The following is a 17,489-nucleotide window of genomic DNA, read 5'->3' as shown; positions in this document are numbered from 1 at the left end:
TGGCATGGGGGCAGTGCGGCGGCAAGTTCGTGACGAGAGCCGTGCTATAACGCCGCGGAATGGCGAACGGTGCGGAGAAGGGCGCGGCGAAGGGCGCGATGACCCGTGGAACGAACGGCGCAACCGGGCCCGTGAGGGTCACGCCGCTGAACGGAGCAGCCGCCGCCGCCGTCGCGTGGCGCAGCCGGGGCGAGCTCCACATCACCGTCATCGTCAAGGCCACCTTCGCCTTCGCGGCGGACGCGGAGATGCCCAGGGTCGAGCCGCAGCAGGTCGTCCACGGGGAGGTCCATCACGGCAACAACCCTGGGCGGAGCGTCCGGCTCACGAGCGACCTGGCGCCGCACCTTGAGCGCGCCGACGTGCTCTTTACCGGCCACGCCCACGCGCCGCCGCCCGGCGCGCCCGTGCACGCCTTGCCCGTGCGACTCGCGATCTCCGATGAGGACGGGCCCCTCCTCGACAAGGAGCTCCTGGTGAAGGACAGGGCCGGGTTCCAGCGGATGCCGCTCGTGTACGAGCGGGCGCTCCGCGGCGAGAACGACCAGGAGAACTTCCTCGGCGTGCAGGCGACGGGCGACGCGTCCGAGCCCGAGGCGAACATCGTCGATCCCCTCCAGCCGGCGCGCGCGGCCGGCTTCGGGCCCATCGCGCGCGCCTGGCCCGCGCGCAGGCGGCTGCTCGGGGCCACGCCCCGCAAGGCGCTCGACGCCGCCATCGCCGAGATCCCCGATCCCTTCGAGTGGGCCTATTACCAGGCGGCGCCCCCCGATCAGCGGACGCGTTACCTGCGCGGCGGCGAGTGGATCGAGCTCCACGGGCTCCACCCCACGCTGCCGCGGCTCCGGACGCGGCTGCCCGAGGCGCGCGGTCGAGCGCGCGTCCACGGCCTCTCCGCCTTCGGCGTGAGCGAGGGCCACCCGCTCGAGCTGAACGCAGACATTCTGCGCATCGACGGCGACGAGCAGCGCTGCACCCTCGTCTTCCGGGGCAGCCTGGTCGTCCCCGACGAGGCCGCGCTCGCGGCGGCCACCCTCGTGGCGGGTGTCGAGCTCCCCGGCGAGCCGCTCGAGTGGCCCGACAGGCCGGCGGAGCAGGGCGCCGCGGCCCAGGATCCCGCCAAGGCAGCGGACGCGGCCGGCCGCGCGCGCGGCGTGGGAGGCGACGGCGGCGACCCCCTGGGCGCGACCCAGGCCGCGCCGGCCGCCGGGGCGCGCACGGTGAGCCTCTCGGACGCTGGCGCGGTGGCCGCTGCCCTCGCCTCGGCGGCGGCGACGCCGTTCCGCCCCGGGTCGGCTCCCGGCGACATCGCCGGGCCGGCCGCGGGCGCGCACGGGCCGCGGGTCGACACGGGGACCCTCTCGATCTCCTCGGTGGAAGAAGGGCCGAAGGGGTCTCCCGCCGCGACGCTGGCGCTGCTGCCCGAGGAGGACGCCGGCGCGACGGACCAGCCGGCGCTCCCGTTCCAGCCGGCGCCCCCGGGCGGCGCGCTGCCTCCCTCGATGATCAGCCGGGAGCCGGTCACGGCGGAGGAGCGCGCGGGCTCGGGCACGCTCGCGCTCGCGATGGAAGACGACTGGGAGCCGGTCGCCGGCGCGCCCGGCCCCTCCGGCGCTGGCGCGCTCGCGGCCCCCCCTGCGCTCGTGCCAGCCGCCGTGGAAGCGCCAGAAACGGCGGCAGCGCCGCTCCCGGCTCCTGAGCCGGCGGCGCCACCTCCGGAGCCGCTGCTGCCGGAGCCGCCTCCCCCGCCGAGGCCAACGCTGAGCGCCTCGCCTGCGCGCTCCCCCGAGGCGGACGAGCCGCCGCCGGCCCCGCCGCCCCGCAGGCCGCCGCCTCCACCGCCCGAGCGCCCCGCGCTGCCGACCCCTTCCCCCGCCTTGAGGAGGAGCCTTTACGAACGCTTCGATCGCAAACGGTAGCTCGCCGAGCCCGCATCGACGAGCGTGAGGGGCGCCCGCGGGCGAGGCGCCCCTCAGCAGGAGCCCCTCCCCCACGTCACGAAGGATGGATCGACGATGACGACGCGCAGACTCTCCGATTCAGATCCCCCTCAGCAGGAGACCCTCTCCCACGTCACGAACGATGATTCGACGACGACGGCGAGCGGGCTCGCCGATTCAGACGCCCCTCGGCAGGAGATCCTCTCCCACGTCACGAACGATGATTCGACGACGACGGCGAGCGGGCTCGCCGATTCAGACGCCCCTCGGCAGGAGATCCTCTCCCACGTCACGAACGATGATTCGACGACGACGGTGAGCAGGCTCGCCGATTCAGACGCCCCTCGGCAGGAGACCCTCTCCCACGTCACGAACGATGATTCGACGAGGACCGCGAGCAGGCTCGCCGATTCAGACGCCCCTCAGCAGGAGACCCTCTCCCACGTCACGAAACTTGAACCGACGAGGACCGCGAGCAGGCTCGCCGATTCAGGCGCCCCTCGGCAGGAGGCCCTCTCCCACGTCACGGACGATGATTCGACGAGGACCGCGAGCAGGCTCGCCGATTCAGACGCCCCTCAGCAGGAGACCCTCTCCCACGTCACGAACGATGGTTCGACGACGACGATGCGCAGGCTCGCCGATTCAGGCGCCCCTCGGCAGGAGGCCCTCTCCCACGTCACGAACGATGGTTCGACGACGACGATGCGCAGGCCCGCCGTTACAGGCGCCCCTCAGCAGGAGACCCTCTCCCACGTCACGAACGATAATTCGACGAAGACGGTGCGCAGGCTCGCCGATTCAGGCGCCCCTCAGCAGGAGACCCTCTCCCACGTCACGAAACTTGAACCGACGAAGACGGTGAGCAGGCTCGCCGATTCAGGCGCACCTCAGCAGGAGCCCCTCTCCCACGCCACGAAACTTGAACCGACGAGGTCGGTGCGCAGGCTCGCCGATTCAGACGCCCCTCAGCAGGAGACCCTCTCCCACGCCACGAAACTTGAACCGACGAGGTCGGTGCGCAGGCCCGCCGTTTCAGATGCCCCTCAGCAGGAGACCCTCTCCCCCGTCACGAACGATGATTCGACGACGACGGCGAGCGGGCTCGCCGATTCAGACGCCCCTCGGCAGGAGACCCCCTCGCCCGTCACGAACGATGATTCGACGACGACGATGAGCAGGCTCGCCGTATCAAGCGCCCCTCGGCAGGAGCCCCTCTCCCACGTCAAGAGTGATGGATCGACGAGGACGGTGAGCAGGCTCGCCGATTCAGGCGCCCCTCGGCAGGAGCCCCCCTCCCAGGTCACGAATGAGGGATCGACGGGGACGGCGAGCAGGCTCTCCGATTTGCTAGACATTCGACTCGAGCTCTCCGGCTTGTCGTCCGACCTCGTCCAGGTGAGCAGACTGTCGGGGCGCGAGGCGATCTCCCAGCTCTTCACGTTCGACGTCGAGGTGGTCTGTCCGCGCGACGCCGAGGTCGACGGACAGGCCTTCACGGGCGAGAGCGTCGCGATCGTCTTCGAGCAGAACAGGGTCGAGGTGCGGCGCGTCCACGGGATGGTCGCGGAGGTCCACGACATGCTCGCGAACCTGCGCGACCACCGGGCGTACCGCCTGCACATCGTCCCGCGCGCCTACCGGCTGGCGCTGGTCGAGACCACGGAGATCTCGATGAACAAGGCGGTGCCGGATCTCATCAAGCAAAAGCTCGAGCTCGTGGGCCTGAGCGGGAGCGACGTGGTGCTCAGGCTGACGGGCACCTACCCGCCGCGGGAATTCACGGTGCAGTATCAGGAGACCGATCTCGCCTTCATCAGCCGTCTGGCCGAGCACGTCGGGATCAGCTTCTTCTTCGATCACCAGGACGGGCAGGACACGATGGTCTTCACCGACGGCGCCGGCTTCGAGCCCGCGGCCGGCGCCGAGTCCGTCCAATTCCGCGAGAACACCGACATGCGCGACGTCTTCGAGCTCGAGGCGAGATCGCGGCTGGTGCCGAGCGTGTATGTCGCCCGCGACTACAACTACCGGCAACCGATGCTCGATCTGACGTCGGAGCACGTCCTCTCGACCGGGTATGCGGGCGGCGTGATCGAGTACGGCGGCCATTACAAGACGCCGGCGGAGGGGAAGGCGCTGGCGCAGGTCCGGGCCGAGGAGCGGCAGGCGACGCAGCTCGTGTACGCGGGCAGGAGCGCGGTGTGCGCGCTCGGCGCGGGCGCGCGCTCGGCGCTGGAAGGGCACCCGATTCTGGAGTCGCTCGATCTGCTCTTCGTCGAGGTGGAGCACCGCGCGACGCTGCTGACCGGCAGCGACGAGCCGCGGCGCTACGTGAACACCTTCCGCGCGATCCCGGGCAAGAACACGTACCGGCCGCCGCGCGTCACGCCGACGCCCCGGATCAGCGGCGTCGTCACGGGGATCGTCGACGCCGGGCCGGGGGGCGGGGGCAACGACGCGCAGATCGACGATCAGGGCAGGTACATGATCCGGTTCCTGTTCGATACGGGGGCGGCCGGCGGCGTGTCGTCGAGGCCCGTGCGCATGCTCCAGAACCACGCCGGAGCGAACTACGGCACGCATTTCCCGCTCAAGCCGGGGACCGAGGTGCTCATCGCCTTCGTGAACGGCGACCCGGATCGGCCGGTCATCGTGGGCGCCGCGCCCAACCCGCTGACGCCCTCTCCGGTCAACAGCGCGAACCGGTCGACTCACCGGATCAAGACGCAGGGAGGCATCGTCTTCGATCTCGTGGACGAGTGAGCCGCCTCGATGAGGCCGCTCAGGGAGCTGGCCTCTTGCCGGGCGCGGGGCTCGCGGCGGAGGAGGCGCCCTGGGCGCCTGTCATGGCCCGGATGGCGTAGTTGAGGGCGGCGCGCAGGTTGCGTTGCGTGTTGAGCTGGGTGAGGTCGAGGCCCAGCGCGACCATGGTCTGGGCCACCGTCGGCTTGATGCCGGCGACGATGCCGTCCGCGCCGAGGAGGCGGATGGCGGTGATGAGCTGGATGAGGTGGCTCGCGACCCTGGTGTCGACGACCTCGACGCCGGTGAGGTCGAGGATGGCGAAGCGCGCCCGCTTCTCGACGATCTGCGCGAGCAGGCTGTCCATGACCTCGGCCGTGCGGACGCTGTCGACCGTGCCGACCATGGGGAGCGTGAGCACGCCGTCCCAGACCTCGATGATGGGCGTCGAGAGATCGCGTATCACCTTCTGCTGCGCCGCGATCTGGTCGAGCTGGATGCGCAGCTCCTTCTCGACGAGCCTGGACTCCGACACGTCGAGCGAGACCCCGAGCACGCCGTCGATGCCGCCGCCGGGCTCGCTGCGGAGCGGGATGAGCCAGGTGTCCCAGTCGGCGCCGTGCGCCTCGCCGCGACCGCGGCGTACCTGGCCGTCGTACCATTTCCGCATTTCGGCGGCGGCCTCCGGGGTGGCCGCATAGAGGTCGTAGACGCTGCGCCCGACGTGCTGCCCCCGTGTCAACCCGGCCTTCGCGGTCGACTTGCCGTCGTGATAGACGTAGATCCCGTCGCGGTCGAGCGCCCATATCGTCATGGGGTCCACGTGCTCGACGAGGCCGTCGAGGATGCGTGCCTTGAGCCGGAGCGTGTTCAGCTCGTCGTCGGCCATCGGGGTCGCGACGGCCAACGGCGCGGGGCGGAGCGAGCCGAGGACGGCGCTTCGGTCGGACGATCGGCTGGCGCTGCACGACAGCGGCCGGTAGGCGCCGCCGCCGTCGCGCAGGCGCACGCTGAACGAGACGGGCTCGTCCCTCTGAAGGAGCGACGACCAGGCCGCCGAGAGCGCGGCGCGATCGTCCGGGTGCGCGAGATCCGCGAGGAGCGCGCCCCCCTCGACCCCGGGGCCCAGCGCCTCGCGCAGTCCGCCGCTCCCGTGGAGCAGCGCTCCGTCGGCCGAGGCGATGAAGAGCAGATCGGCAGAGCGGGCGAAGAGCTCGCCGAGCAACACGCTGGGGGCAGATTCCATCAGTCTCACGACTCCTCAGAGAACAGAGAAGGATAAGTGTATCGTGAACGGAGCAGGCTGCGAAAGAGCTCCCTGGCGGCCGTTATGCGATTGAGCCGGGAGAAACGCGCCACGACGTGGGGGCGCTAGCGCTAGCGTGGCGGGCGCTCCGCGGCAAGACGGTGAGCCGGCTCGCCGCTGAATGAGCTACGGCGAGGTGGGCCGAGGACGGGAAGTCGCCGCTTGCGTGGACCGGAGCGGGAGACGTGGTGAGAGGTGCGGGTGCACCTCCACCGTCTCGAGCTGCTCGAGGGCGGACCGCAGGTCCTCCACGATCCCTCCGGCGATCACGTCCGGCGCCGGCGGGTCCTCGGAGGTTTCCTGAATAAGGTCACCGCAGTATCTCCCTGTCGTGGGCGCTTGCCGCCGTGGCTGCGAGCGTGCTGGTCGTACCGGTGATCGCCGACGCTTCGGTGCGCTGGCCTTCGCCCCTCAAGCTACCTCGTGAAACGACGGTCGTTCAGCAGCTTCCAAGCCTTCTTGTGGTCCGCTGTTGTTCCACGTCGGATCTCTCGGATCGTTGTCCACAGCAGCTGGCCTGGGAACTCACGAAGAATGGATCCCTTGCAACATCTACCGATGAACAACGTCGCGATGTCGCCGAGGTTTTCGTTCGTGTTGCAGCTCTGAGCCAGCGCGAGCGAGGAACCAAACAATGGCGGGATCGACGCAAGAGTCCCCAACAGGATTGAGAGCACAATCCCGACAATGACGGCCCTGCGCACGCTCCACCCCCTTCCAATTCATCTGTCAGTCGATACTGCCGCCGAGCAACGGTTCGAACGCGTGGTAAGCCTCATAGCTCTTGAAGTGCCGCGCGTAGATGTCCGCGCCGTCATCAAGAGTGTCCGAAAGAACACGGCTTACATCCACGACGTGCTTCAGCTTCCAGTGAATCTCCTGCCCTAGAACATTCTTGAAGCACGTTTCATGCGCACGGCTGTGTTGCTCGGCGCGCGCGCGTGCCAGCTCCTCACTTTCGGCGCGCACCAGCGCGAAGCACTCTTCGTACATGGGTGTGTACGATGGGTCCGGTGACCAAGACTCGTAGAGTATAACGGCAACATAGAGATCGCTGTTCGGGCTGGATTCCATGGGATGAACTCGCTTGCCTATTCGGCTTTGACCGGGAGTGTAACGCCGCGTGATGCCGAGATCAGCCTGCCCTGTCGCGGGGCGCGGCGGTAGGGGCCTACCTGTCCGGACGCTTCCCTCTCCTCAAGTCGGCCACCTTCCGCCACGCAGGCGGCGGCCTCGTTGAAGCCGACCAACCAGGCGTGGCAGGGAAGAAGCCCGCGAGGTGCCGCGATCGCGCGCTCGCCAGCGTCCACCCCGACCCCGCCGCCGGTCCGCAGGCCGCGCCGCCACGCCCCCAAGCACACCTCTCCGGTGCAGGGCGGCGACGGCGGCAGGGTAGCTCAGCGGTCGCGAGCGGTCACACAGAGGGGACGCCCCGGGACGGACCGGGTGGGGTCACGAAGGGAGGTCCTCACGGCGAGGTGCTCCCGGCCGACGCTCGCGCCCTCAGATCGGCCTCCACCGTCTCGAACTGCTCGAGGGCGGCCCTCAGGTCCTCCACGATCTCTCCGGCGATCACGTCCGGCGCTGGCAGGTTCTCGGAGGCCTCCAGGCTCTCGTCCTTCAGCCAGAAGACGTCGAGGCTGCACTTGTCCCGAGCGATGAGCTCCGCATAGTCGTAGGCTCGCCACTGCCCGGTTGGATGCTTCTCGGAGAACGTCGCCCGCCGCTTGTGCAGCTCACCGGGCTTGTAGCAAGCGACGAAGTCGTCGAGATCGGCGCGCGCGAGTGGGTTGGTCTTGAGCGTGAAGTGCTGGTTCGTGCGGAGGTCGTAGACCCAGAGCTTCTTCGTCCACGGCTTCTCGCTGGCGGGCTTCTTGTCGAAGAAGAGCACGTTCGCCTTCACGCCCTGCGCATAGAAGATGCCTGTGGGGAGCCGGAGCAGCGTATGAACGTCGCAGTCGTGGAGCAGCTTGCGGCGGATCGTCTCCCCTGCCCCGCCCTCGAAGAGAACGTTGTCTGGCACGACGACGGCCGCGCGCCCATGGATCGCGAGGATGGTCTTCACGTGCTGGACGAAGTTGAGCTGCTTGTTGCTCGTCGTCGCCCAGAAGTCCTCGCGCATGACGGTGAGCGCCTCGCAGGCTCCCGGAGCAGCTCGCTCATGCTGGCCAGGCCGAGCTCCTCCGCGCCGGGCGGGAGGTCCGCCTCGCCCTTCAGCATCGAGTACAGGCGCTGGATGGTGGTGATCACCACGCGCGCGACCGGATCGAGCTTGTTCGAGGTCAGCCGCTGCACGTTGTACAGCTCCGTGAACTTTCGACCATCGTCCGGGGTCACGTACTGCTGGAACTCCTTGAGCGCCTGGCGCCCAAGGTTGTCGCGGTCGACGAGGAACAGCACCCGGCTCGCATCGCCGAACTTGATCAGCCGGTAGATCGACGTGATCGCCGCAACGGTCTTCCCCGCGCCGGTGGCCATCTGGATGAGCGCCCGCGGCCGGTTGTCGCGCAGGGACACCTCGAGGTTGCGCACCGCGCGCACCTGCGCGACCCGCAGGCCCGCTTCGGGCACGTCCGGGAACGTGAGCAGCCGCGTACGGAAGGACGCGGGACGCTGGCTGAGCGGATCGGGACGTCCATCGACGCGGGGCAGGTAGACCGGCTCCGAGGTGATCCAGCGGCTCAGGGTCTCCGGCTTGTGGAAGTGGAACACGGAGCGGCTGCGCGGGTCGGGGTCGAGCCGGTTGGTGAAGGCCGTCTCGACGCCGGTGGACTGGTAAAGAAACGGCAGCGGCCGCACCGGCGCTGGGAGGAGGTCCGGGAGCCCGGCCGAGTACTTCTCGGTCTGCCCCTCCACCCCGGTGAGCGTGGTGCCAACCTCCTTCGCCTCGATCACGCCGACCGCCTCCCCGCCGACATAGAGCAGGTAGTCGGCGAAGCCGTGACCGCGCTTCAACGGGAACTCCCGGACAGCGACGCCATGCGCCGCATCGAGGTTCATCGCCTGCCTGTCCTGCACGGCCCAGCCGGCAGTCGTCAGCGCATCGTCGATGTTCTTCCGGGCAGCATCTTCGGGACGAGTCATGGGCTGGATCAGGAAGCGTAACGAAAGCAGCGGGTTCCCGTCGATACCGAGGCGCGGTGGAGGGCTCTTCCACCCGGAAGCGCCGGGTAGGACAACAACGCCGGAGCAGCCGGGGAACGGGCGAAGGAAGGTGAACCGAGCGCCGGTGCAAAGGTGGAGAGAGATCGGACCACGGATCGCGATCGCGGAGCCTCCCGGCGCCGCGCACTCCGAGGAGCTCTAGCCGGCAGCTCGCGAAGGTCGCGACCGAGGAGCGGGAGAAGGAGGCCACGCTGCGCGCGAAGCAGAACGCCATGCGCAAGAGCGACAAGAGCTTCGGCCAGGCCGCCACGCTGCTCGCCGCGAGCTTCACGTTCGCCGGCCTCGAGGATCTCGCCGCCAAGGTGCGCCCGTCCGGCCGCAGACCCGGCCGGACCGCAGCCGAGGAGGACGACGCGCTGCCCCCCGCCTCGCCCGAATCTCCCCTGCAGCTCGAAGGCGACTGACCGCCGGCGGCGCCTGAGAGCGGCCCCCATGCTCCCCAGATCGCGCTGCCACGGCCGGGAAACGCGATGATCCCGCGGCAAAGCGCGCTCTGAGCCGTTCCCCTCGGGCGTCGCCGCGGGCGCAGCCCTTCCGAGGCAATCGGCGGCTCCGGGGCCGCCGGACCTCGCCTTTCTGACGGCTCCAGGGTCGTCTCGCCCTGGGCTCGTCGCCCGCGGAGCGGCTCCAGCGTCGACCGCCGCACCTCCCTGCTTCCCCTGCGCTTCGGTGGACGGCCCTGGCGTCACCACAGACTCCCGTCGGATGCACCGGAGGACACCTCCCCGGTCCGGCGACGGTCCGAGCATTGAGGACGGACGACATGGCGCTCGAGGGCGTGCTCCTCGGCCGAGCAATGTCCCACCGCTTTCGTGAGCACGCTTGCACCTGGGAAACGGGCGCGCGAGCGTGCTTGGGCGAGAAATATCGCGGGGTGGAGGCAATGAGATGAGAACGGTGCGATTGGCGACGATCGTTGCGGCGGCCCTTGCCGCCCTGGTGCTTGGTGCGACCGTGCCCGGGTGCCTGTGGGATCGCGACGACGAACCCCTGAGCGGGAGGATCTGCGCGATTCCGAATACCGGCGTCGTCGAGCACTGCGTCGACGCGAGCGAGGGCCCGGCCAGCGCGTGGAACAAGGCCGAGGCGGACGGCGAGCTGCCGATATTCATGTGGGCGCGGTGGTCGGGTCGCGTGACGCCCGAGGAGCTCATCGCGAACGAGGCGGAGCTCGGGGCCTGGTTCGACACCGTCGATCGTGTCGTGTCCTATGTGCGCGACGAGAGGAAGCACGCCGAGTCGCTCCGGGCGACGCTCCACGGCGAGCTCGGCAGGCTGCTCCGGCTGATCAGGGATCGCCAGGAGGAGGCCCTCCAGGCAGAGCCGATCCATGCGGCCGACAACTTCAACGAGGCGATGACCGGCAAGGCGAGCGCTGAGCGGGAACCCCTCGCCGCAGCGATCGCGGCGGACAAGCTGGCGATGGCCTCCGTGCAGGCCATCCTCGATCGAGCCAGGGACGAGGGCGCGCCGCTGCAATCCAGGTACGCGGGCGCTGCGGCGCGCTTCGCCGCCTACCGCGCGACCGAGGCGGCGGAGATGGCGGCGTACGCGGCGCTCTCGGCGCAGGCGTCGCGATCGGCGATAGAAGGGCTCGACGGCGTGGAGCAGGCGGTGCTCGCGGCGGCGCGCGACGCGAGCCGGGCGCCGAGCGAGCTCGCCGCGGAGGTGATGAACCTGTCGGCGGAGCTCCGGGCGTTCGCGGTGTCGTTCGACGAGGCGATCGCGCCGCACAGGGAGGTCCTTGCGACACACGGCGCGGTGGTGCCGGACATGACGTCCGGGGCGCTGCGCTCGCTGAGCGCGATGCTGGGCTACGCGCAGCGGCGCGTCGCCCGGAGCGACGCGACGGCGACGGCGCTGCTCGGCGGCATCGCGCTGCGCCGGCAGGCGCTCGTCGCGCTGGAGGCAGACGAGGGGAGCGCGAGGCGAGCGCGCGGTCGCGGAGCCGCAAGGCCTCGGAGGCGTTCAGCGAGGGAGCGCGCGCGCGGGCGGCGGCGCTGTCGGCGGCGCCGCCGATGAGCGAGAAGCTCGGGCTGCCGCTCTTGGCCGAGCGGTGCGGGGAGCTCTTGGCGCTGGTGCAGATGCGGCCGCTCTGCGAGGCGGCGTCGTCCTCGTGGCGAGAGGCGGGGTGTGCGGCGCTCCGAGGGCAGCTCGACGCCGCGGAGGCCGAGCTCAGGACGGGCTTGCCGCAGAAGATCGCGGCGGGCCTCGCGGCGCTGCGGGAGAAGGGGATGGGCGCGGCGGAGCTCGACGCAGCGCAGGCGAGGCTCGACGCGGGCGACGTGAAGGGCGCCGCGATCGCGTATGACGCCGCCGTGCGCGGCGCGGAGGGGACATGAGAGGCTCGAAGGACGTTGCGCTGCGCGGCCGGAGCTCCGTGGTGGTCCAGAAGCTCGTCGCGCTTGTCACGGCGCTGGCGGTGCTGGCGCCGTCGTTGGTGTGGGCCGGCACGCCGTACACCATCCTCTGGAGCAGCCGCCAGGACGTCGACTCGTGCGCGAGCGGCGAGCTGGAGACGGAAGGAGACGCCATGTTCGAGGTGAACCAGACGCCCCTGCCCACCTACGGGATCCCGGGCGCGCTGCAGGTCGAAGGCGACGGCTCGCTGAGCAACACGCTCGAGGCGGGGTTCGACTCGGTGCTGCTCCGCACGGGTACCAACGCGTTCTACTTCGGAGTCCACACCGCGAACGGCAGCGATTGGTGTACCCACGCGCACGACGTGGTGCACCTCGTCTCCGAGCCGCTCGGGCTCAACAAACCGCTCTTCGACATCCGCCGCGATGGGACCGGCTTCGAGGGCAGCACCGTGGCCGACCTCGGCCTCCCGGAGATCAACCCGGCGCTCGCGCGCGACATCGCGGAGCTGGAGGTCGCGCTCGGCAAGCTGATGGAGGCGATCCTGCGGAACGCCGCCAAGATAGCGGACCTCCGGGCGCGGATGGATCTGCTGCGGCAGCTCGATCTGGAGCTGCACGACCTGGTGAACCGGCCGCTCGACGAGATCTCGCGGACCGACCTCGACGCGATCCTCGACCGGTACGAGGACGTGGTCGACCCGGCGACGCGGGCAGCGATGGAGCAGCTCGTCGACGACCTGAAGAAGAGCGTCAGCGACCTGGAGGACGAGCTCGCGCGACTGATGGACGAGTTCGGCGCGCAGGCCGACGAGGTGGCGGACCTCGCGACGCAGGATGCGCGCGCCGAGGGATGGAACCCGGATGATCCGTGGGCGTACGCGCTCGGGGAGAGCGAGGTGCCATGGGTGGAGGTGCCGGACATCGCCGAGGTAGAGGGAGCGTTCGACGAGGGGAGGGACCCGTACGCGGCGTACGCGGACGCGGTGATCGAGGCGCTGGAGGCCGACGTGAGCGGCGGGGTGGTCGTCGCGCGGGCGGACTTCGTGGCGCACGTGCGGGCGTGGCGGGCCAACAGCGCGGCGCTGGAGATCGCGCTGCGCGACCGGATGGGGGTGTCGCTGGCGGAGACGAACGCGTTCCTGAAGGCGCAGAACCGGATCACGGCGGTCGTGCGGCAGTTCATGGATGCGTCGGACTGGTTCGTGGACACGCCGGTGCCGGCGGACCTGCGGGCGCAGGTGGACACGGTGCTCAAGCCGCGGTTCGACGCGCTCGCGGACCAGATGAAGGATAGCCTGAACCAGTGGACGGGGGACGGGCTCGACCTGGAGCAGACGCAGCTCTACCAGACGATCAGCGCGTTCGCGGGGGCGATGTCGACGGTCGCCGAGGGGTTCGGGGCGTACGCGGAGGTGATGCAGACGCTCGTCCACGCGACGACGCGCATCGGCGTGGGCTTCGTGCCGGTGGTGGGGCCGGCGCTCGACCTGTGCGAGGCGGTGACGGGCAAGGCGTGGTGCTTGCCGTCGGGGGAGGAGCTCAGCACCGAGGAGCGGATCTTCTCAGGGATGGGGTTTGGGCTCGGCGCGGTCGGGCCGATGTGGCGCGCCGTCAGTCGCGCCGGCGGGCTGACGCCGGATGCGATTCGGGTTGCCGAGGAAATCGCGCAGATGGGCGAGGAACTCGCGACAGCACTGCGCGCGCCCCGACGAACATCGTACAAGACGCTGCGCGGGGCGGTCACCACCAAGTTTATCGACGCGTTCGAGCGCAGAGCGGCCAAGTTCCTACTGGACGATGGGCGGGCCTTGATCGGCGTTGGCGACGACGGCGTGCGCACGGTGCTGGGTATACCGAGGACGGCTCCTCCCTACAGCGACATCGCGAAGGCGCCCGATTTTGTGACGGTGACCCGAGGGAACAAACTGGCAGTGAGCGAGGCGAAAAGTGGAACGCACGTCCAGGAAGCGATCAAACAGTTGACGAACGCTCTGAAGGCGCTGAAAGAGAAGGGGCTCGCCGGCGACGTCACAAGAGTCGAGATGATCATCAAGAAGGGCGTGGCGTTCGACGATCACAACAAGATCATCAAGAATGGCTATTTATTCGACAAGGCTACAGGCAAGACCGTTCAGATTTCCGGAGAGGGTTTCAAGCATTTTGTCAGGATCATCGAGATATGAGCGAGTCAAGCGGTCAGCGGGTTTTGAGGGAATCAACCCCTTCGTTCTTCGCGTGGTGTGACGAGTCGGATAGAATCGACGCATTTGCAGCGGCGTTGTCGGCTCTCGTTCACCCGTGGCGGTTCTGTAGCAGCCTGTCGATACTCGACACACGGCGCGATGAGATTCCTATTGACGAAGTCGCTGCGACGCTGCATGCCCAGTTCGGCACGGACGCGTACGCTTGGGCGTCCTTCGGCGTGACGCTGAGCTCCGGACGTGGGTTAGGCTTCAGCGGCCACTGCTGCGGCGACGGGCAGCTCCGCCGCGGCGCCTCAGGTCCTCTCGGCATGTCGCCGTTCGACAAGGAGGAACTGCTCCCGCTTCGCCTGCCCGTCGGCTTGCTCGCCAGCGCGAGATCGGTCGAGATTGAGGCGGCCATGGCGTCACTCGTTGTCCAAGAGGACGTGGAGGATCTCCTGCTCCGCCTATGCGCGCCGGGCGCGAGCAGGCGCGTAACGACCGGAGGATGTACGAAGCTCGGGCACTGGGGCGCCCCGATCGAAATCGGCGCGACCTACCACGCGACGGCCACGGAGGTCGTGCGTGATCTAGCTCTCTCGTGGGTGCACCTGCACGACGGCGACAAGGTGGAACGCGCCGCGGGGTTGTCGATGGACGCGCTGCGTGCGCGCGTCGACGCTGCTCCGCACGGGGCGCGCATCGCGGTCAAAGGCGGCGCTGAGGTCTCGCGGGAAGCAGTTCTACGGGCCGTTGATACTGCACCCGAAGTGCTTCTCGACGCGCTTGAGGCGTCCGCGCTCGCGGACGATGAATGGTGCGCCGTGGAGCCCTATGCCCGCGAGATCATGAAAATAATCGCAGAGGGCGCGCCCGCGCACGAGGTGGACCTCACCACGCGCAAACACGTCCGGTTTCTCGAGCAACACGCCCCCTACCACGTGCGTCGCCTCTCGAGCGGCGGCGTGGTGCTGGCGACGCACCCGTACCGCACGCTCTGGCCGCTCTGGGCCGACGCCCTCTTCTTACTGGGCATCACGTCCTGACGCGAGTTGCCCGCCTGCTCTCGCTCTCAGGTTCCCACCTGGAGTTGCGGGACGGCGCACCCCTCCCTGAGCGCGCGGAGCGCGCGATTAGGGAGGGGCGGACCGCGCGCAGGCGCGGAGCGCCGAGCACGGGCCGGGGGTGGGCATCCGCCTCGCGGAGCCGTGCTCCGCCCTTGCAGAGCCGTCCTCATCGACGGCCAACCCCGAGGGGTGGAACCCGGACGACCCGTGGGCGTACGCGCTCGGCGAGAGCGAGGTGCCGTGGGTCGAGGTGCCGGACATCGCGGAGGTGGACGGAGCGTTCGACGAGGGGAGGGACCCCTATGCGGCGTATGCGGACGGCGTGATCGCGACGCTGGAGGCCGACGTGAGCGGCGACGTGGTGGTCGCGCGGGCCGACTTCGTGGCGAACGTGCGGGCGTGGCGGGCCAACAGCGCGGCGCTGGAGATCGCGCTGCGCGACCGGATGGGGGTGTCGCTCGCGGAGACGAACGCGTTCCTCAAGGCGCAGAACCGGATCACCGCGGTCGTGCGGCGGTACATGGATGCGTCGGACTGGTTCGTGGACACGCCGGTGCCGGCGGACCTGCGGGCGCAGGTGGACACGGTGCTGAAGCCGCGGTTCGACGCGCTCGCGGACCAGATGAAGGATAGCCTGAACCAGTGGACGGGGGACGGGCTCGACCTGGAGCAGACGCAGCTCTACCAGACGATCAGCGCGTTCGCGGGGGCGATGTCGACGGTCGCCGAGGGGTTCGGGGCGTACGCGGAGGTGATGCAGACGCTCGTCCACGCGACGACGCGCATCGGGGTGGGGTTCGTGCCCGTGGTCGGGCCGGCGCTCGACCTGTGCGAGGCCGTGACGGGCAAGGCGTGGTGCCTGCCGTCAGGGCAGGAGCTCAGCACCGAGGAGCGGATCTTCTCGGGGGTGGGGTTCGGGCTCGGGGCGGTCGGGCCGATGTGGCGCGCGGTCCGTCGCGCTGGCGGGCTGACGCCGGATGCGATTCGCGTTGCCGAGGAGATCGCGCAGATGGGCGAGGAGCTCGCCACGGCCCTGCGCGCACCGCGGCGCACCTGGTACAAGACGCTGCGTGGGGCAGTCACGAGCAAATCGCTCGACGCGATGGAGAAGAAGGCGGCCAAGTTCATGCTGGACGACGGGCGGGCGCTCGTCGGGGTGGGGGATGACGGCGTGCGCACAGTGCTGGATATCCCGAAGCAGTCACCCCCTCTCACCGACCTTGCCAAGGCTCCCGATTTCCTGTCGGTCACCAGGGGAACGCGCTCGCTCTCTCCGAGGTGAAGTCGATTGAGGAGGGGAGCATCGACGTCGATAAGGCACTCAAGCAGTTGACGAACGCAATGGAGGCACTCAAGAAGAAGGGACTCGCCGGAGATGTTCAGAGGGTCGAGCTGATCATGCCCAAGGGCGCGGCGCTCAACAATGAGGATTTGAAGATAGTGGACGACTACTTGGTCAGGGTGAGCACGGGCGAGCGCATCACTATCAAAGGGCTCAAGAATCTGGTGATGGTCATCCAGGTATGAGCGATTCAGGCCCTTGGTTCTATGCCTGGTGTGACGAGGCGGCCCGAGTTGAGGCGTTCGAGGCGGCCCTGGTCGCCCTCGTCCACCCACAGGGGCGCTGCGATGTCGACATTACCTCGCTCGACACTCCTGCCAGGATATGGCGTCGCTCGATCCTCATCGACGAGGTTGTCACAGTGACACGTGCCGCCTTTGCTGCGAATACGCACGTCTCCGTGGACTTCGGAGTGCAGCTGAGATCTGGGCGTTGGTCCTGCTTCGGCATCGAGTGCTTCGGCGAGGAGTACGAGCGCCGGTACCCATCCGGCCCGCTGCGCGGGTCGCCGTTCGACCGGAGGGATGTGCTCCCGTCGCGCATCGAGATCGCCTTGGGCGTGGGCCTGGGCGGCGTGGAGATCGAGGCGGCGATCGCGTCGATGCAAGTCCAGCAGGACATCGAGGATCTCCTGATCCGCCTCTGCGCGCCGGAGGTGCATGCGCGCGTGAAGACCGGCGCATGCGTGGGTGTCGGGGACTGGGGCGCCCCTGTCGAGACATGCGCGACCTACCACGCTGACGTCGCGTCGATCGCGCGCGACCTCGCCCTCTCATGGGTCCATCTGAACGAGGGTTACAAAACGCCAACTACGGCGGGCATGTCGCTCGACTCGCTGCGCACGCGCATCGACGCTGCTCCGCGTGGGGCGCGTGTCGGTATCGCAGGCGACGTCGAGCTCGTGCGCCAGCACATGCGGATGGACTGGGCCGCAGCGGCATCGAGAGACATGCGGCCTACGCGCGCCGAGGCCGTTCGTCGCGGAGCGCGCGCCGCAACCGAGGGAGACGCCGAGCTCACGCGCGAAACCGTCATCAAGGCGCTTGATATACCTCCGAGCCTGCTCCTCGATGCGCTCGAAGCCTCTGCAGTGCCGGACGATGCATGGCGCTCGGTCGAATCGGCCGCGCTTGAGACCAGCGCAGCCACGAAGGGGGGCGCGCCCACCTACGAGGCGGACGTCACCTCGCGCAAGCACGTCCAGTTCATCGAGCGCCACGCCCCCTACCACGTGCGGCGTCTGCCGAGCGGCGGTGTCATGCTGGCGACGCACCCCTACCGCACGCTCTGGCCGCTCTGGGCGGATGCTCTCTTCCTGCTCGACCTGATGTCCTGATGCCGGTCGTGCGACGTCGTCGCTTATCCGGACTCCGCACCC

The 17,489-nt window shown here is 69.2% G+C and carries 14 protein-coding genes and 1 pseudogene; 10 read left to right on the top strand and 5 right to left on the bottom strand.

Annotated features, from left to right (window positions below):
• Positions 1 to 59: 59 nt before the first annotated feature.
• A complete protein-coding gene (locus WME97_RS45730) occupies positions 60 to 1,919 on the top strand; it encodes a DUF2169 family type VI secretion system accessory protein (RefSeq protein WP_437547383.1) in 1,860 nt (619 codons plus the stop codon).
• Positions 1,920 to 2,986: 1,067 nt separating this feature from the next.
• Here WME97_RS45730 and WME97_RS45725 read toward each other — a convergent pair.
• Positions 2,987 to 3,298, bottom strand: a complete 312-nt coding sequence (locus WME97_RS45725) for a hypothetical protein (RefSeq protein ID WP_437547382.1) — start codon at positions 3,296 to 3,298, stop codon at positions 2,987 to 2,989.
• Positions 3,299 to 3,317: 19 nt separating this feature from the next.
• Here WME97_RS45725 and WME97_RS45720 point away from each other — a divergent pair, with 19 nt between their 5' ends.
• A complete protein-coding gene (locus WME97_RS45720; RefSeq protein ID WP_437547381.1) occupies positions 3,318 to 4,706 on the top strand; it encodes a type VI secretion system Vgr family protein in 1,389 nt (462 codons plus the stop codon).
• A 19-nt stretch (positions 4,707 to 4,725) separates the two neighbouring features.
• On the opposite strand, the gene WME97_RS45715 is transcribed toward WME97_RS45720, so the two are convergent.
• From WME97_RS45715 to WME97_RS45700, 4 genes and pseudogenes are all read right to left on the bottom strand, one after another.
• Positions 4,726 to 5,931 carry an STAS domain-containing protein gene (locus WME97_RS45715; protein ID WP_437547380.1) on the bottom strand — a complete coding sequence of 402 codons (1,206 nt, stop codon included), beginning with the start codon at positions 5,929 to 5,931 and terminating at the stop codon, positions 4,726 to 4,728.
• Positions 5,932 to 6,720: 789 nt separating this feature from the next.
• On the bottom strand, positions 6,721 to 7,065 hold the full coding sequence (locus tag WME97_RS45710; RefSeq protein ID WP_437547379.1) for a DUF4288 domain-containing protein: 345 nt from the start codon (positions 7,063 to 7,065) through the stop codon (positions 6,721 to 6,723).
• Positions 7,066 to 7,459: 394 nt separating this feature from the next.
• Positions 7,460 to 8,128: pseudogene (locus WME97_RS45705) on the bottom strand (HsdM family class I SAM-dependent methyltransferase); the annotation flags it as partial.
• The gene (locus WME97_RS45700) at positions 8,053 to 8,991 is read right to left on the bottom strand and encodes a DEAD/DEAH box helicase family protein (RefSeq protein ID WP_437555625.1); all 939 of its coding nucleotides are present in this window, start codon (positions 8,989 to 8,991) and stop codon (positions 8,053 to 8,055) included. The pseudogene WME97_RS45705 and the gene WME97_RS45700, both read right to left, overlap by 76 nt.
• Positions 8,992 to 9,368: 377 nt before the next feature.
• Here WME97_RS45700 and WME97_RS45695 point away from each other — a divergent pair, with 377 nt between their 5' ends.
• The 8 genes from WME97_RS45695 to WME97_RS45660 all read left to right on the top strand — a co-directional run bounded on the left by WME97_RS45695 (position 9,369) and on the right by WME97_RS45660 (position 17,447).
• Positions 9,369 to 9,560 (top strand): hypothetical protein, encoded by a 192-nt coding sequence (locus tag WME97_RS45695; RefSeq protein WP_437547378.1) that lies wholly within the window; start codon positions 9,369 to 9,371, stop codon positions 9,558 to 9,560.
• Between the two features lie 484 nt (positions 9,561 to 10,044).
• Positions 10,045 to 11,178, top strand: coding sequence for a hypothetical protein (locus tag WME97_RS45690; RefSeq protein ID WP_437547377.1), 1,134 nt, complete (start codon positions 10,045 to 10,047; stop codon positions 11,176 to 11,178).
• Positions 11,175 to 11,498: a hypothetical protein gene (locus WME97_RS45685; RefSeq protein WP_437547376.1), complete on the top strand. Its 324-nt coding sequence runs from the start codon at positions 11,175 to 11,177 to the stop codon at positions 11,496 to 11,498. Before WME97_RS45690 ends, WME97_RS45685 begins: the two co-directional genes overlap by 4 nt.
• Positions 11,495 to 13,702 carry a hypothetical protein gene (locus WME97_RS45680; RefSeq protein ID WP_437547375.1) on the top strand — a complete coding sequence of 736 codons (2,208 nt, stop codon included), beginning with the start codon at positions 11,495 to 11,497 and terminating at the stop codon, positions 13,700 to 13,702. The genes WME97_RS45685 and WME97_RS45680 overlap by 4 nt, the downstream gene beginning before the upstream one ends.
• Positions 13,699 to 14,748: a hypothetical protein gene (locus WME97_RS45675; RefSeq protein WP_437547374.1), complete on the top strand. Its 1,050-nt coding sequence runs from the start codon at positions 13,699 to 13,701 to the stop codon at positions 14,746 to 14,748. Before WME97_RS45680 ends, WME97_RS45675 begins: the two co-directional genes overlap by 4 nt.
• A 139-nt stretch (positions 14,749 to 14,887) precedes the next feature.
• Entirely contained in the window at positions 14,888 to 16,051 is a 1,164-nt protein-coding gene (locus tag WME97_RS45670) for a hypothetical protein (RefSeq protein WP_437547373.1), read from the top strand.
• Positions 16,048 to 16,296, top strand: a complete 249-nt coding sequence (locus WME97_RS45665; protein WP_437547372.1) for a hypothetical protein — start codon at positions 16,048 to 16,050, stop codon at positions 16,294 to 16,296. The genes WME97_RS45670 and WME97_RS45665 overlap by 4 nt, the downstream gene beginning before the upstream one ends.
• A 227-nt stretch (positions 16,297 to 16,523) precedes the next feature.
• On the top strand, positions 16,524 to 17,447 hold the full coding sequence (locus WME97_RS45660; protein ID WP_437547371.1) for a hypothetical protein: 924 nt from the start codon (positions 16,524 to 16,526) through the stop codon (positions 17,445 to 17,447).
• Positions 17,448 to 17,489 lie beyond the last annotated feature (42 nt).

It is taken from the genome of Sorangium sp. So ce367 (assembly GCF_051520455.1).
GTDB lineage: Bacteria > Myxococcota_A > Polyangia > Polyangiales > Polyangiaceae > Sorangium > Sorangium cellulosum_B.
This window is presented reverse-complemented; position numbering and strand designations above follow the sequence as displayed.